This window comes from Streptomyces sp. NPDC050433 (assembly GCF_044458565.1).
Taxonomy (GTDB): Bacteria; Actinomycetota; Actinomycetes; order Streptomycetales; family Streptomycetaceae; genus Streptomyces.
In genome coordinates, this window is sequence record NZ_JBITIB010000001.1 from 132,467 (window position 1) to 145,529 (window position 13,063).

Here is a 13,063-nt window from a genome sequence, read left to right on the forward strand (position 1 = left end):
CGCGGCTCCGGGGGCCCTCCGGGGAGCCGTAGGCTGTTCGTGTGCTCCTGCTCGCCGTTGATACCGCCACGCCCGCCGTCACCGTCGCCCTCCACGACGGTGTCTCCGTCCTCGCCGCCGAGAGCCAGGTCGACGCGCGCCGACACGGCGAGCTGCTGCTGCCCGCCGTCGACCGCGTCCTCGCCGAGGCCTCGCTCACGCTCGACGCCGTCACGGACCTGGTCGTCGGCGTGGGCCCCGGCCCGTACACGGGGCTGCGCGTCGGTCTCGTCACGGCCGCGGCATTCGGCTCGACGCTCGGGGTGCCCGTCCACGGGCTCTGCACGCTGGACGGACTCGCGTACGCCGCCGGGCTCGACGAGCCCTTCGCGGTCGCGACGGACGCCCGCCGCAAGGAGGTGTACTGGGCGCGGTACGCGGACTCCCGTACGCGGCTGACGGAGCCCGCCGTCGACCGGCCCGCCGACATCGCGGCCGGGCTGGCCGGGCTGCCCGTCGTCGGAGCGGGCGGCGCGCTCTACCCGGACGCGTTCCCCGACGCCCGCGGGCCCGAGCACCAGTCGGCCGCCGCGCTCGCCTCCCTCGCCGCCGGGAGACTCGCGGCGGGCGACCACGACGGGTTCCTGCCCGCGCTGCCGCTCTATCTGCGCCGCCCCGACGCGCAGGTGCCGAAGAACTACAAGGTGGTCACCCCGACGTGACCGACACGACGCTGCGCGAGATGCGCTGGTGGGACATCGAGCCCGTGCTCGCGCTGGAGTACGAGCTGTTCCCCGAGGACGCCTGGTCACCGGGCATGTTCTGGTCCGAGCTGGCGCACGCCCGCGGCCCCGCCGCCACCCGCCGCTACGTGGTCGCCGAGACCGACGACGGCCGGATCGCCGGGTACGCGGGACTCGCCGCCGCCGGTGGCCTCGGCGACGTACAGACCATCGCCGCCGCGCGCGACCAGTGGGGGACCGGGCTCGGCTCGCGGCTGCTCACCGATCTCCTCCAGCACGCCACCGCCTTCGAGTGCGAGGAGGTGCTGCTGGAGGTACGGGTGGACAACTCCCGCGCGCAGAAGCTGTACGAGCGGTTCGGCTTCGAGCGCATCGGCTTCCGCCGGGGCTACTACCAGCCGGGCAACGTCGACGCCCTCGTCATGCGCCTGTCCATGCGGGACGAGCGGCGCCCACCGACACAAGGAACAGGGATCCATGGCTGACGAACCTCTCGTCCTCGGCATCGAGACCTCGTGCGACGAGACGGGCGTGGGCATCGTCCGCGGTACGACCCTGCTCGCCGACGCCATCGCGTCCAGCGTCGACGAGCACGCCCGCTTCGGCGGCGTCGTCCCCGAGGTCGCCTCCCGCGCGCACCTGGAGGCCATGGTGCCGACGGTCGAGCGCGCCCTGAAGGAGGCGGGGGTGAGCGCCCGTGACCTGGACGGGATCGCGGTCACGGCCGGTCCGGGGCTGGCCGGTGCGCTGCTGGTCGGTGTGTCGGCCGCCAAGGCGTACGCGTACGCGCTCGGCAAGCCGCTGTACGGCGTGAACCACCTCGCCTCGCACATCTGCGTCGACCAGCTGGAGCACGGGCCGCTGCCCGAGCCGACGATGGCGCTGCTGGTCAGCGGCGGGCACTCGTCGCTGCTGCTCGCGCCGGACATCACCGCCGACGTACGGCCGGTGGGCGCGACCATCGACGACGCGGCGGGCGAGGCCTTCGACAAGATCGCGCGCGTGCTCCAACTGGGCTTCCCCGGCGGCCCGGTGATCGACCGGCTGGCGCGCGAGGGCGACCCGGCGGCGATCGCCTTCCCGCGCGGACTGACCGGTCCGCGCGACGCGCCGTACGACTTCTCCTTCTCCGGGCTCAAGACGTCCGTCGCCCGCTGGATCGAGGCGAAGCGCGCGGCGGGCGAGGAGGTGCCCGTACGGGACGTGGCCGCGTCCTTCCAGGAGGCCGTGGTGGACGTGCTGACGCGAAAGGCGGTGCGCGCCTGCAAGGACGAGGGCGTGGACCACCTGATGATCGGCGGCGGCGTCGCGGCCAACTCCCGGCTGCGCGCGCTGGCCGCCGACCGGTGCGAGCGGGCGGGCATCCGGCTGCGGGTGCCCCGGCCGGGTCTGTGCACCGACAACGGTGCGATGGTCGCGTCGCTCGGCGCCGAGATGGTGGCGCGGAACCGGCCCGCGTCGGACTGGGACCTGTCGGCGGACTCCTCGCTGCCGGTGACCGAGACCCACGTACCGGGTCATGGGCACAGCCACGATCACGACCATGTGCACGAGGTCAGCAAGGAGAACCTCTACTCATGACGGTCCGCTCATGACGGTCGCCCTGATGTGGGAGGCCAAGGCCGCGCCCGGCCGGGGCGCCGACCTGCTCGCGTGGGCCCGGTCGCGGACGCTCGCCCCGGCCCCGCCCCGCCGCGAGACGCTCACCGCGCCGGGCGGCCGGGTGCTGGTGATGACCTGGTGGGACGCCCCGTACGACGCGGAACTGCCCGAGATCCCGGAGCCGGCGGATGATCTGGTGGCGCGCGCCGTGCACCGCTGGCGGTTCGAGACGGCCGACTGACCTCGAAACTCGGGCCGGTCGCCGGCACACACGAAAAACTTCCGAGAAAAGTCGTGGCGTGTGTCGATCCGGGCCACGCCCGTTCGACGCAAGGGTGAGAGGCGGGAAACAGTCCCGCCGCACATCGAGGAGTCACCATGCCGCGCTTCATGACCCTGATCCACATCGACGAGTCCAACCTGCCCGCCGAGGGCCACAGCGCCGAACTCGGCGAACGGATGGGACAGCTCGCCGAGGAGATGAACAAGGCCGGCGCCATGCTGGAGACCGGCGGGCTGCACCCGTCCGCCGAGGGCACGCGGGTGACCTGGTCGGGCGGGAAGCTGTCGGTCACCGACGGGCCGTTCACCGAGTCCAAGGAGGTCATCGGCGGGTACTCGATCGTCCAGGCCAAGACCCAGGCCGAGGCCGTCGAGTGGGCCAAGCGGTTTCTCCAGATCCACGAGGACTACTGGACGCTGACCGCCGAGACCCGCCAGATCGCCGAGTAGCCCGGTTTGCCGTCCGTCCACCCCGGTGCTCTGATGGGTGGCCGTGACGGCGGACGGCGACGGCAGAGGTGGCGCCAGCGGCAGCGCGAGCGCGGTGGAAGCGGTGTTCCGCATAGAGCAGGCGCGGATCATCGCCGCCGTCGCCCGCGTCGTACGCGACGTCGGCATCGCCGAGGAGCTGGCGCAGGACGCGCTGGTCGCCGCGCTGGAACAGTGGCCGGAGTCGGGCGTCCCGGACAATCCGGGAGCCTGGCTCATGGCCACCGCCAGACGCCGCGCCATCGATCTCGTACGCCGCCGGGAGACGTATGCGCGCAAGCTCGCCGAGGTCGGCCGCACCCTTGAGGACACGGCGCCGCCACCGCCCGAGCCCGCCGGTGCCGATGCCGATGCCGATGAGATTGCCGACGACCTGCTGCGGCTCGTCTTCGTCTCCTGCCACCCGGTCCTGTCCACCGAGGCGCGGGTCGCCCTCACCCTGCGGCTGCTCGGCGGACTGACCACCGAGGAGATCGCGCGCGCCTTTCTGGTGCCGGAGCCGACCGTGGCCCAGCGCATCGTGCGCGCCAAGCGCGGTCTCGCCAAGGCGGGTGTCCCCTTCGAGGTGCCGTACGGCGCGGAGCGCGGCGCGCGCCTCAGCTCCGTGCTGGAGGTCATCTACCTCGTCTTCAACGAGGGTTACTCCGCGACCGCCGGGGACGACCTGCTGCGCCCCGGCCTCTGCGAGGACGCGCTGCGGCTCGCGCGCGTACTGAGCGGGCTGATGCCCATGGAGCCGGAAGTGCACGCGCTGGCGGCCCTGTTGGAGCTACAGGCGTCCCGTACGGCCACCCGTACCGGACCCGACGGCGCGCCCGTCCTGCTCGCCGACCAGAACCGCTCCCGCTGGGACCGGCTGCTCATCCGGCGCGGCGTCGAGGCCCTGACGCGGGCGAGCGCGCTGGGCGGCGCCCCCGGCCCGTACGCCCTCCAGGCGGCGATCGCCGCCTGTCACGCGGGGGCGGTGACGTACGAGGACACGGACTGGGCCACGATCGCCGGGCTGTACGGCCGTCTCGCCGCGCTCACCCCCTCGCCCGTCGTGGAGCTGAACCGCGCGGTCGCCGTCTCGATGGCCGACGGGCCCGAGGCGGGCTTGGCGCTGGTCGACGCGCTGGCGGCGGAGCCCGCGCTCAGGGGCTACCACCTGCTGCCGAGCGTGCGCGGGGATCTGCTGGCCAGGCTGGGGCGTACGGAGGAGGCGCGGGCCGAGTTCGTACGGGCGGCCGGGCTGACCCGCAACGAACGCGAGCGCAGGCTGCTGGAGGAGCGGGCGGCCGGGCTCTGACCCCGAATGTCCCCGGACAGCTTCCTCACGCCTCGGGCAGCGTCTCGCCCGTCTCCAGCATCGTCTTGAGGCTCGACAGCAGCGCGGGCCAGCCCTCGCTGACGCTCGACAGGATGGTGGAGCCGGGCCGGAAGCCGTCATGGATCACGGTCAGCTTGACCGTCGGCCCCATGGGCTCGATCTCGAAGGTCACCTTCGAGCGCTCCTCGGCGGCGGCCTTGCCGCGGTACTCCTCGCCGAGTCCGGCCGCCTCGGCGAACTCCGGCGTCATCGTGTGCCAGGTGTAGGAGAGCCGGCGGTACGGCTCCGACTCCAGCACGACCTGCTCGGGGTCGGTGATCCTCACACCGAACTGCTCCCAGGACATCTCGGATCCTGCGCGCCAGTCCGAATCGAAGGTCACACCCCAGTAGCGCGTGGTGAACGCCGGGTCGGTCAGCGCCTGCCAGAGCTTCTCGGCGGTGGTCCTGATGTAGGTGCGGTAGACGAACGCGGTGTCGCCGCTTGTGTCGGTTGTGGTCATGGTGCTGTCCTCCAGTGCCGTTTTGAGGTCCGCGAGGGCGCTCGCCCGGCCGCGGTCGTACTTGTTCATCCAGCGGTCGGCGATGGCGTTGATCGGCACGGCGTTGAGGTAGTGAAGCTTCTCCCTGCCGCGCCGCACCGTGGTGACGAGATTCGCCGCTTCGAGAACCGCCAGATGCTTGCTGACGGACTGCCTGGCCATGTCCAGCTCGGCGCACAGCTCCCGCAGGCTCTGCCCGTTACGGGCGTCGAGACTGTCCAGCAGCCGCCGCCGGCCGGGGTCGGCCAGCGCTTTGAAGACCTCGTCCATCACACGTCCCCGCGTCATCTTCGATATGCAGCCATTCAGCTGCCTATAATTTAGGCAGCTGGACGGCTGCATGTCAAACGGGGTGGTCCGAGGCGGACCACCGGCGGCGATACTGTCGCCGCATGTCCCGCCGTACAGAGCTGCCGCCGCCTCCGCCCCCCGTACGCATACGCACCTGGCCCGACGAGCAGGCGCTGCTCGCCGACCGCGCCGGGATCCTCGCCTGGCTCGTCGGGCGGGGCATGGGGGCCGTGCGGCTCGCGCAGTTCCTGCTGCTCGTGGCCGGGGTGCAGATCGGCTGGCTGATGGTGGGCGGGGCGGTGCGGGCGGTGGTCCAGGAGGTCGTGGACCCGTTCGGCCTGATCATCGGCGCGGTCATCGGGGCGCTCGGCGTCGGCGTCATGACGGCCGCCGGGATCGTCCTCGGCCTGCTGCTCCGCCGGGACGCAGCGATGCACCGGCTGACGCGTCAGTGGGGGGCGCTGGCGAGCGACCCGGCGGGCGACGCGCGGCTACGGCTGCCGGGCCTGAGCCTGTGCTGGCTGCTGGTCTCGTTCCTGGTCGGGGCGCTCGGTCTGTGGCTGTCGCTGGAGACGCCCGCGACGGCGCGGCGCGGCGAGGACACGTACGTGGAGGTCGCGTACGTCATGGGCGCGGGCGCGCTCCTGTGGATCGCCGGGCTGATCGGCGTCGTGAAGGCCGTCACGCACTACCGGTGGGCGGTCCGGCTGGTCACCGCGCGACCCCCGTCTGCCGCTCCCTGAGGTCGTTCCGACGCCACCCGTTCTATCCTGGATGGAACGCATGCGCCATTTCATGGGGTGAAGGGGCGGCGGATGAACTGGCTGTGGTGGATTTTCGTCTTCTTCATGGTCGGCGGCTTCAGCTGGGTCGCCGATACGGGCCGGAGCGCGCTGCGCACCCGGCACGAGCGAAGAGTGGAGCGCATCAAGCTCGTCGAGGGCGGCCGGCTCGCCCTGGAGGAGTCACACAAGCCGCCGGAGCCCGTCTGCGGGTGCTCGCACCATCTCGCCAAGCATGACAAGCAGGGCAAGTGCCACGAGAACGTGGAAGTGGCGACGGCCTGGGACGAGAACAAGAAACCGAAGCGGTACGAGCTGGCGCAGTGCAACTGCCAGCAGTACGTCGGGCCCCAGCCGCTCTCGCAGATCTACGCGGACGACATCACCGACCTGGACGCCCGGATCCTGGACGCCCAGCTCAAGGCCACCCGGCCGGAGGAGCCCTCGGAGCCCCCGGAGGAGCCCCCGGCGAAGCCGGAGGCCAAGGACCCACTGGCGAAGCCAGAGGCCAAGGAGCCCAAAGAGCCCAAAGAACCCAAGGATCAAGACTGAGCAGTTACGACTCCGCCCGGCCCCGCCCCAGGCGTGGCGCGGCGATGTCGGCGGCACGCGTCAGGCCGGTCGGCCGAGCAGCATCGTCGGCGCGCCCGCGACCCGTGTGAGGAAGACCGTGGCCGAACCCCGACCCTGGAGCTTCATCTTCCGCCGCAGCTCCTCCGGTTCGACCGGCGAGCCGCGCTTCTTCACCGTCAGGACGCCGACCTCGCGCTCGCGGAGCAGGGCCTTGAGCCGCTTGAGGTTGAACGGCAGCTCGTCGGTGATCTCGTACGCCGTCGCGTACGGCGTGGGGCGGCGCTCGTCCGCCGTGATGTACGCGATCGTCTCGTCGATCAGCCCGCCGTCCAGTTCGTCGGCGGCCTCGGCGACCAGATGGGCGCGGATGACGGCGCCGTCCGGCTCGTACAGGTAGCGGCCGACCTTTCTGACCTCGGGGTTCGGCAGGCCGCGACCGGTGAGCGTGATGCCGGCGGGGAGCAGGGTGGCACGCCGCGCGCCGGGCGTGATCGCGCCGGCCGCCCCGCTCGCACCGTGCCAGAGCACCGCCTCCTTGACGTCGCCGCCGTCGGAGATCCACTCGGCCTCGAAGTCGTCGGGGACCAGCTCGTGCGGGATGCCGGGCGCGATCTTGATGCCGCCGGCGCCGACCGTACGCACTGCCTCGATGGCCCAGGACAGCGGCGGCGAGTACGCCTCCGGGTCGAAGATCCGCCCCCGGCCGCCACGTCTGGCAGGGTCGATGAACAGGGCGTCGGGGGCGGGTGCGGCGCGAAGGTCGTACGTCATGACGTCCGCGCACACGACCGCCGGTGGCGGGGCGTCAGGCGCCAGCGTACGGACGTTGTGCGCGGCGATCTCGCACGTCGCCGGGTCACGGTCCACGGCGGTCACGGCGAATCCCGCGCGGGCCAGCTCGATCGCGTCGCCGCCGATGCCGCAGCACAGGTCCGTGATCCGCGCCGGGCCGGCGCCGGTGCCGCCGATGTCCCGGAACCGGCCCGCCCGGTGGGCGGCGACCGACGTGCGGGTGGCCTGCTCGACGCCGTGCGCCGTGAAGTACATGCGGTACGCGTCCCGTTCGCCGAACTTCGCGACCGCGCGCTGCCGCAGCCGGGCCTGCGCGAGGGCGGCCGAGACCAGCTCGGCGGGGTGGTCGCGGCGCAGCCGGGTCGCCAGTGCCAGCTCCTGCGCCGGGTCGTGGTCGCGGAGGGCGGCGAGCAGGGTCTGTCCCTCCTCGGAGAGGAGGAGGGTGAGGGCGGAGGGGGCGGCGGGGGTGCGGTCGGTCACCGGGCCATTGTGGGCCAGCCGGGGGACCGTCGGCGCTTACCGGCGGTGTCGGCCGGGTGCGTGGGCCCGGCGCTGACAGGATGCGGCGCCATGCAACTAGTAAGACAAAACGAAGAAAAGGCCGCAAAGACATGGAAAAGGCACTCCGGCGTACGGGCGCGCGCGATCGTCGCCGTACTCCTGATCGCCGCGCTCGGTTCCGCCTGCGCGGCGGAGCCCGACGACCGGGGCGGCGGCGCCGGCCGCAGCGGGGACGGCGGTGGTGGCGGCGGTGGACCGGTGGAGTCCGCCACCGAGAAGCCGGACCGTGGCGGCCCCGGACCGGGGGTCGAGGCCGCCAGGAAGGCCGACGCCGCAAAGAAGGCCGCCGCCGCTGTCACCAAGTCCCAGGCGCTGCGCGCCGTCGCCGCCAAGAAGTGGAAGCTCGCCAAGACCCCGCTCGCCGCGCCCCCGCCGCCTGCCGTGAAGCCGAAGATCACCACCCGCAAGGGCTTCGAGGTCACCGGCGGCGCGACCCTGCCGCCGGTCATCACCAATGTCCCGACCAAGGAGAAGGTCGTCTTCCTGACGATCGACGACGGCTCCGAGAAGGACCCCGAACTGCTGCGCATGATGGCCGAGTTGAAGATCCCGTACAGCGCCTTCCTCAGTGACTACGTCATCAGGGACGACTACGCCTACTTCAAGAAGATGCAGGCCCGCGGTGTCTCCCTGCAAAACCACACCCTCACCCACCCCTATCTCCCCGGACTCTCCTACGAGAAGCAGAAGAAGGAGATCTGCGGCCAGCAGGACAAGATCAAGAAGCGGTACGGCAAGCGGCCCGAGCTGTTCCGGCCGCCGTACGGCAACTACAACGCCGACACTCTGCGCGCCGCGAAGACCTGCGGCGTCAAGGCGGTGCCGCTCTGGTCGTCCGAGGCGTTCCCCGACCACATGGAGTGGCGCGAGTGGGACCGGGACCTGCACCCCGGCGACATCGTCCTCACGCACTTCCGCGGGGACGAGGAATGGAAGGGCTCGATGCCCGACATGATCCGGTACGTCATGAAGAAGATCACCGACAAGGGCTATGCGGTGGCGAAGCTGGAGGACTACGTCTGAGGCGTGACCCCGTACGTGCTCCCGCGCCGTAACGCCCCTGCGCCGCAGGGGCGTTACGCGTTCTCAGCGGACGACGTCGAAGACGTTCTTCTGGAGGCCGTTGGCGTACGTCTCGTACTCGACCAGCCGCAGCTTCTGGGCGTCCTTGTCCGTCTCGCTGAACAGCCGCTTGCCCGCGCCGAGCAGGAGCGGGAAGACGAGCAGGTGGTAACGGTCGATCAGACCGGCGTCCGAGAGGCTCCTGTTGAGGGTCGCGCTGCCGTGGACGATGATCGGGCCGCCCTCGGTCTCCTTCAGCGCGGCGACCTCCTCCAGTGACCGCAGGATCGCGGTCGGACCCCAGTCCGAGACCAGGTCGTCGTCGGTGAGGGTCGTGGAGACCACGTACTTCGGCAGCATCTTGTAGCGGGCGAAGTCCTCCATGCCCGGCCAGACCGGGCTGAACGCCTCGTAGCTGGTCCGCCCCAGCAGCATCGCGGTGGCCTCCTCCTGCTCGCGGCCCTTGATCTCGTACGCCTCCGGAAGGAACTCCACGTCCTTGAAGGTCCAGCCGGAGTTCCGGTAGCCCGGCTCGCCGCCCGGCGCCTCCACGACGCCGTCGAGCGAGACGAAGGCGGTGCTGATCAGTGTGCGCATGGAAGGTCTCCTGGCTGTCTCGTGTTACATGTCCCGGCCACTCTCACTGACTGACCGCGGACGGCGTGGAAACTCATCGGCGCGCCGGGATCGCCGCGGCGCAGGGGCTGAATTGGCACTCAGCTTGACCGAGTGCTAATCGCGGTCATAGTGTCGGCTCTGGCACTCCCCAATGGAGAGTGCCAAATGCGCGACAGGACAGGTCCGGCACCCGCGACGACGGATCAGCCAGGTCGCGCCACCCGGACAGTTAACCCCGTGAGATCTCCGAAGGGGGAGGTCGGATCGTGACGACCGCCAGCACCAAGGTTGCCATCAAGCCGCTTGAGGACCGCATTGTGGTCCAGCCGCTCGACGCAGAGCAGACCACGGCCTCTGGCCTGGTTATTCCGGACACTGCCAAGGAGAAGCCCCAGGAGGGCGTCGTCCTGGCCGTCGGTCCGGGTCGCTTCGAGAACGGCGAGCGGCTTCCGCTCGACGTTTCCGTCGGCGACGTCGTTCTGTACAGCAAGTACGGCGGCACTGAAGTGAAGTACAGCGGCGAGGAGTACCTCGTCCTCTCGGCCCGCGACGTGCTCGCGATCATCGAGAAGTAATCATCTCAGTCACGCTGTGAAACTGCGCCCCTGGCCCCCGCATCGCCGGGTGGTCCGGGGCGTAGTTCGTTGTTCGTTCGAGAGGACAAGAGAAAGCTCCCATGGCGAAGATCCTGAAGTTCGACGAGGACGCCCGTCGCGCCCTTGAGCGCGGCGTCAACAAGCTTGCCGACACGGTGAAGGTGACGATCGGCCCCAAGGGCCGCAACGTCGTCATCGACAAGAAGTTCGGCGCCCCGACCATCACCAACGACGGTGTCACGATCGCCCGCGAGGTCGAGCTGGACGACCCGTACGAGAACCTTGGCGCCCAGCTCGTCAAGGAGGTGGCGACCAAGACCAACGACATCGCGGGTGACGGCACCACCACCGCCACCGTGCTGGCGCAGGCGCTGGTCCGCGAGGGCCTGCGCAACGTCGCCGCCGGCGCCTCCCCGGCCGCCCTGAAGAAGGGCATCGACGCCGCCGTCGCCGCCGTCTCCAAGGAACTGCTCGACACGGCGCGCCCGATCGAGGACAAGTCCGACATCGCGGCCGTCGCCGGGCTCTCCGCCCAGGACTCGCAGGTCGGCGAGCTGATCGCCGAGGCGATGGACAAGGTCGGCAAGGACGGCGTCATCACCGTCGAGGAGTCCAACACCTTCGGTCTGGAGCTGGAGTTCACCGAGGGCATGGCCTTCGACAAGGGCTACCTCTCGCCGTACATGGTGACCGACCAGGAGCGTATGGAGGCCGTCCTCGACGACCCGTACATCCTGATCAACCAGGGCAAGATCGGCTCCATCCAGGACCTGCTCCCGCTGCTGGAGAAGGTCATCCAGGCGGGCGGCTCCCGGCCGCTGCTGATCATCGCCGAGGACGTCGAGGGCGAGGCGCTGTCCACCCTCGTCGTCAACAAGATCCGTGGCACCTTCAACGCCGTCGCGGTGAAGGCCCCCGGCTTCGGTGACCGCCGCAAGGCCATGCTCGGCGACATCGCCACCCTCACGGGCGCGACCGTCATCGCCGAGGAGGTCGGCCTCAAGCTCGACCAGGCCGGTCTCGACGTGCTGGGCACCGCCCGCCGCGTCACCGTCTCCAAGGACGACACGACGATCGTCGACGGCGGCGGCGACAGCACCGAGGTCACCGGTCGCGTCAACCAGATCAAGGCCGAGATCGAGTCCACGGACTCCGACTGGGACCGCGAGAAGCTCCAGGAGCGCCTCGCGAAGCTGGCCGGCGGCGTGTGCGTGATCAAGGTCGGCGCCGCCACCGAGGTGGAGCTGAAGGAGAAGAAGCACCGTCTGGAGGACGCCATCTCCGCGACCCGCGCCGCGGTCGAGGAGGGCATCGTCTCCGGTGGTGGCTCCGCCCTGGTGCACGCCGCCAAGGTGCTGGAGGACGGCCTGGGCAAGACCGGCGACGAGGCCACCGGTGTCGCGGTCGTCCGCCGCGCCGTGGTCGAGCCGCTGCGCTGGATCGCCGAGAACGCCGGCCTTGAGGGCTACGTCATCACCGCGAAGGTCGCCGAGCTGGACAAGGGCAGCGGCTTCAACGCCTCGACCGGCGACTACGTCGACCTGGTGAAGGCCGGAGTCATCGACCCGGTCAAGGTCACCCGCTCCGCGCTGGAGAACGCCGCTTCCATCGCCGCGCTGCTCCTCACGACCGAGACCCTGGTCGTCGAGAAGCCGGCCGAGGAAGAGGCCGACGCCGGTCACGGCGGCCACGGTCACAGCCACTGACGCAGGTCGGTCGCTCTCACGCGCCGAGGCCCGGCGCCCCTTCGGGGGAGCCGGGCCTCGGCGCGTTCCTGTCGCTCTCAGGCCGAGTGCGGCAGCGTCGAGGCGTGTACGGGATCCTCGAACGGCAGCCCCTTCACGTACCGCTCCACCTCGTCCAGCGCGTGATCCGTCATCCGGTGGATCTCACCGCCCAGCGAGCCCGCGACATGCGGGGTCAGCAGCACGTTCGGCAGGTCGTACAACGGCGAGTGGGGCGGCGGCGGTTCGGGATCCGTCACGTCCAGCACCGCGTTCAGCCGCCCGGCGACCAGATGCGGCAGCAGCGCGTCCTCGTCGATCAGCGAGCCGCGCGCGGTGTTGATCAGCGTCGCCCCGTCCGGCATCGCCGCCAGCTGGGCGGCGCCGATCATATGGCGGGTGGCCGGGACCTGCGGCGCGTGAACCGACACCACATCGCCACGCGCGCACAGTTCGTCCAGCGGCATCTGCTCGACACCCAGCGTGGCGGCCTCGTCGGCGGCAGCGTCGATGTATGGGTCGTACAGCAGGACGTCGAGGTCGAACGGCCGCAGCAGCTCGATCACGCGTCGGCCGATCCGGGACGCGCCGACGATGCCGACCGTACGGCGGTAGTTGCCCGCCGGGCCCAGCTCCTGGTGCCGGTCGAGGGAGCCGCGTACCTCCCGGAAGCGGTGCGCCGAGCCGAGGACCCGCTTGCCGGAGAAGAGGATCGCGGCCAGCGTGTACTCCGCGACGGGAAGGGCGTTGGCCCCCGCCGCCGAAGCGACCACGATGCCCCGCTCCCAACAGGCGTCCGTGACATGGTGCTTGACGGTGCCCGCCGCGTGCACGACCGCCCGCAGCCGGGGCGCGGCCTCCAGGACCTCGGCCGTGAGCGGGGGCGCGCCCCAGCCGGTGATCAGCAGTTCGGCGTCCGCGAGGGCGGCGGCGACGGCGGGGTCGAGGCCGGGACCGGTCAGGGTGTGCGCGACCAGACTCGGATCGACGCGTACGAGGCCGGTCAGTCGGGCGAGACGAGCGGGGGAGAACAGCCGCTCCGCTACGTCCGGACTCATCGAGAGCAGCGCGGACGGCCGGTTGTCGGTGGCGTCGTGCACGATGGATTCCTCCGAGGGT

Annotated in this window: 14 protein-coding genes and 1 pseudogene; 11 read left to right on the forward strand and 4 right to left on the reverse strand. The window is 71.0% G+C overall.

What is annotated here, in order from left to right:
• Positions 1 to 41 precede the first annotated feature (41 nt).
• The 6 genes from tsaB (at position 42) to ACIBLA_RS00740 (ending at position 4,383) form a co-directional block, all read left to right on the forward strand.
• Complete coding sequence (gene tsaB / locus ACIBLA_RS00715; RefSeq protein WP_399197421.1) at positions 42 to 701, forward strand: tRNA (adenosine(37)-N6)-threonylcarbamoyltransferase complex dimerization subunit type 1 TsaB; 660 nt, start codon at positions 42 to 44, stop codon at positions 699 to 701.
• A 20-nt stretch (positions 702 to 721) separates the two neighbouring features.
• On the forward strand, positions 722 to 1,207 hold the full coding sequence (rimI, locus tag ACIBLA_RS00720) for a ribosomal protein S18-alanine N-acetyltransferase (RefSeq protein WP_399197575.1): 486 nt from the start codon (positions 722 to 724) through the stop codon (positions 1,205 to 1,207).
• Entirely contained in the window at positions 1,200 to 2,303 is a 1,104-nt protein-coding gene (gene tsaD / locus ACIBLA_RS00725; protein ID WP_399197422.1) for a tRNA (adenosine(37)-N6)-threonylcarbamoyltransferase complex transferase subunit TsaD, read from the forward strand. Before rimI ends, tsaD begins: the two co-directional genes overlap by 8 nt.
• A gap of 10 nt (positions 2,304 to 2,313) precedes the next feature.
• On the forward strand, positions 2,314 to 2,565 hold the full coding sequence (locus ACIBLA_RS00730; RefSeq protein ID WP_363240174.1) for a hypothetical protein: 252 nt from the start codon (positions 2,314 to 2,316) through the stop codon (positions 2,563 to 2,565).
• Positions 2,566 to 2,702: 137 nt separating this feature from the next.
• Positions 2,703 to 3,056 (forward strand): YciI family protein, encoded by a 354-nt coding sequence (locus tag ACIBLA_RS00735; protein ID WP_363240173.1) that lies wholly within the window; start codon positions 2,703 to 2,705, stop codon positions 3,054 to 3,056.
• Positions 3,057 to 3,093: 37 nt separating this feature from the next.
• Complete coding sequence (locus ACIBLA_RS00740) at positions 3,094 to 4,383, forward strand: RNA polymerase sigma factor (protein ID WP_399197423.1); 1,290 nt, start codon at positions 3,094 to 3,096, stop codon at positions 4,381 to 4,383.
• A gap of 25 nt (positions 4,384 to 4,408) precedes the next feature.
• Here the strand turns inward: ACIBLA_RS00740 and ACIBLA_RS00745 are convergent, their stop codons facing one another.
• Positions 4,409 to 5,215, reverse strand: a complete 807-nt coding sequence (locus ACIBLA_RS00745; protein WP_363240286.1) for a metalloregulator ArsR/SmtB family transcription factor — start codon at positions 5,213 to 5,215, stop codon at positions 4,409 to 4,411.
• Between the two features lie 122 nt (positions 5,216 to 5,337).
• On the opposite strand from ACIBLA_RS00745, the gene ACIBLA_RS00750 reads away from it, so the two are divergent.
• The gene (locus tag ACIBLA_RS00750) at positions 5,338 to 5,979 is read left to right on the forward strand and encodes a hypothetical protein (RefSeq protein ID WP_399197424.1); all 642 of its coding nucleotides are present in this window, start codon (positions 5,338 to 5,340) and stop codon (positions 5,977 to 5,979) included.
• A gap of 72 nt (positions 5,980 to 6,051) precedes the next feature.
• Positions 6,052 to 6,408 (forward strand): annotated as a pseudogene (locus tag ACIBLA_RS00755) (hypothetical protein); the annotation flags it as partial.
• A gap of 222 nt (positions 6,409 to 6,630) precedes the next feature.
• Here ACIBLA_RS00755 and ACIBLA_RS00760 read toward each other — a convergent pair.
• Positions 6,631 to 7,881: an SAM-dependent methyltransferase gene (locus tag ACIBLA_RS00760; RefSeq protein WP_399197576.1), complete on the reverse strand. Its 1,251-nt coding sequence runs from the start codon at positions 7,879 to 7,881 to the stop codon at positions 6,631 to 6,633.
• Positions 7,882 to 7,953: 72 nt separating this feature from the next.
• Here ACIBLA_RS00760 and ACIBLA_RS00765 point away from each other — a divergent pair, with 72 nt between their 5' ends.
• Positions 7,954 to 8,967 (forward strand): polysaccharide deacetylase family protein, encoded by a 1,014-nt coding sequence (locus ACIBLA_RS00765; protein WP_399197425.1) that lies wholly within the window; start codon positions 7,954 to 7,956, stop codon positions 8,965 to 8,967.
• Positions 8,968 to 9,030: 63 nt separating this feature from the next.
• Here the strand turns inward: ACIBLA_RS00765 and ACIBLA_RS00770 are convergent, their stop codons facing one another.
• On the reverse strand, positions 9,031 to 9,603 hold the full coding sequence (locus ACIBLA_RS00770) for a dihydrofolate reductase family protein (RefSeq protein WP_399197426.1): 573 nt from the start codon (positions 9,601 to 9,603) through the stop codon (positions 9,031 to 9,033).
• 287 nt (positions 9,604 to 9,890) lie between these two features.
• On the opposite strand from ACIBLA_RS00770, the gene groES reads away from it, so the two are divergent.
• Positions 9,891 to 10,199 (forward strand): co-chaperone GroES, encoded by a 309-nt coding sequence (groES, locus tag ACIBLA_RS00775; RefSeq protein ID WP_023539274.1) that lies wholly within the window; start codon positions 9,891 to 9,893, stop codon positions 10,197 to 10,199.
• A 101-nt stretch (positions 10,200 to 10,300) separates the two neighbouring features.
• Positions 10,301 to 11,926, forward strand: coding sequence for a chaperonin GroEL (groL, locus tag ACIBLA_RS00780; protein ID WP_363240166.1), 1,626 nt, complete (start codon positions 10,301 to 10,303; stop codon positions 11,924 to 11,926).
• 77 nt (positions 11,927 to 12,003) lie between these two features.
• Here groL and ACIBLA_RS00785 read toward each other — a convergent pair whose 3' ends face one another.
• Positions 12,004 to 13,002 (reverse strand): hydroxyacid dehydrogenase, encoded by a 999-nt coding sequence (locus tag ACIBLA_RS00785; protein ID WP_399197577.1) that lies wholly within the window; start codon positions 13,000 to 13,002, stop codon positions 12,004 to 12,006.
• Between the last annotated feature and the right edge of the window lie 61 nt (positions 13,003 to 13,063).

Excerpts from the sequence above, each read along its gene's own strand:
- groL (WP_363240166.1), top strand. The coding sequence starts at position 10,301 with ATGGCGAAGATCCTGAAGTTCGACGAGGACGCCCGTCGCGCCCTTGAG.
- ACIBLA_RS00765 (WP_399197425.1), top strand. The coding sequence starts at position 7,954 with ATGCAACTAGTAAGACAAAACGAAGAAAAGGCCGCAAAGACATGGAAA.
- ACIBLA_RS00730 (WP_363240174.1), top strand. The coding sequence starts at position 2,314 with ATGACGGTCGCCCTGATGTGGGAGGCCAAGGCCGCGCCCGGCCGGGGC.
- ACIBLA_RS00770 (WP_399197426.1), bottom strand. The coding sequence starts at position 9,603 with ATGCGCACACTGATCAGCACCGCCTTCGTCTCGCTCGACGGCGTCGTG.
- ACIBLA_RS00750 (WP_399197424.1), top strand. The coding sequence starts at position 5,338 with ATGTCCCGCCGTACAGAGCTGCCGCCGCCTCCGCCCCCCGTACGCATA.
- rimI (WP_399197575.1), top strand. The coding sequence starts at position 722 with ATGCGCTGGTGGGACATCGAGCCCGTGCTCGCGCTGGAGTACGAGCTG.
- ACIBLA_RS00745 (WP_363240286.1), bottom strand. The coding sequence starts at position 5,215 with ATGGACGAGGTCTTCAAAGCGCTGGCCGACCCCGGCCGGCGGCGGCTG.
- ACIBLA_RS00785 (WP_399197577.1), bottom strand. The coding sequence starts at position 13,002 with ATGAGTCCGGACGTAGCGGAGCGGCTGTTCTCCCCCGCTCGTCTCGCC.
- ACIBLA_RS00735 (WP_363240173.1), top strand. The coding sequence starts at position 2,703 with ATGCCGCGCTTCATGACCCTGATCCACATCGACGAGTCCAACCTGCCC.
- tsaD (WP_399197422.1), top strand. The coding sequence starts at position 1,200 with ATGGCTGACGAACCTCTCGTCCTCGGCATCGAGACCTCGTGCGACGAG.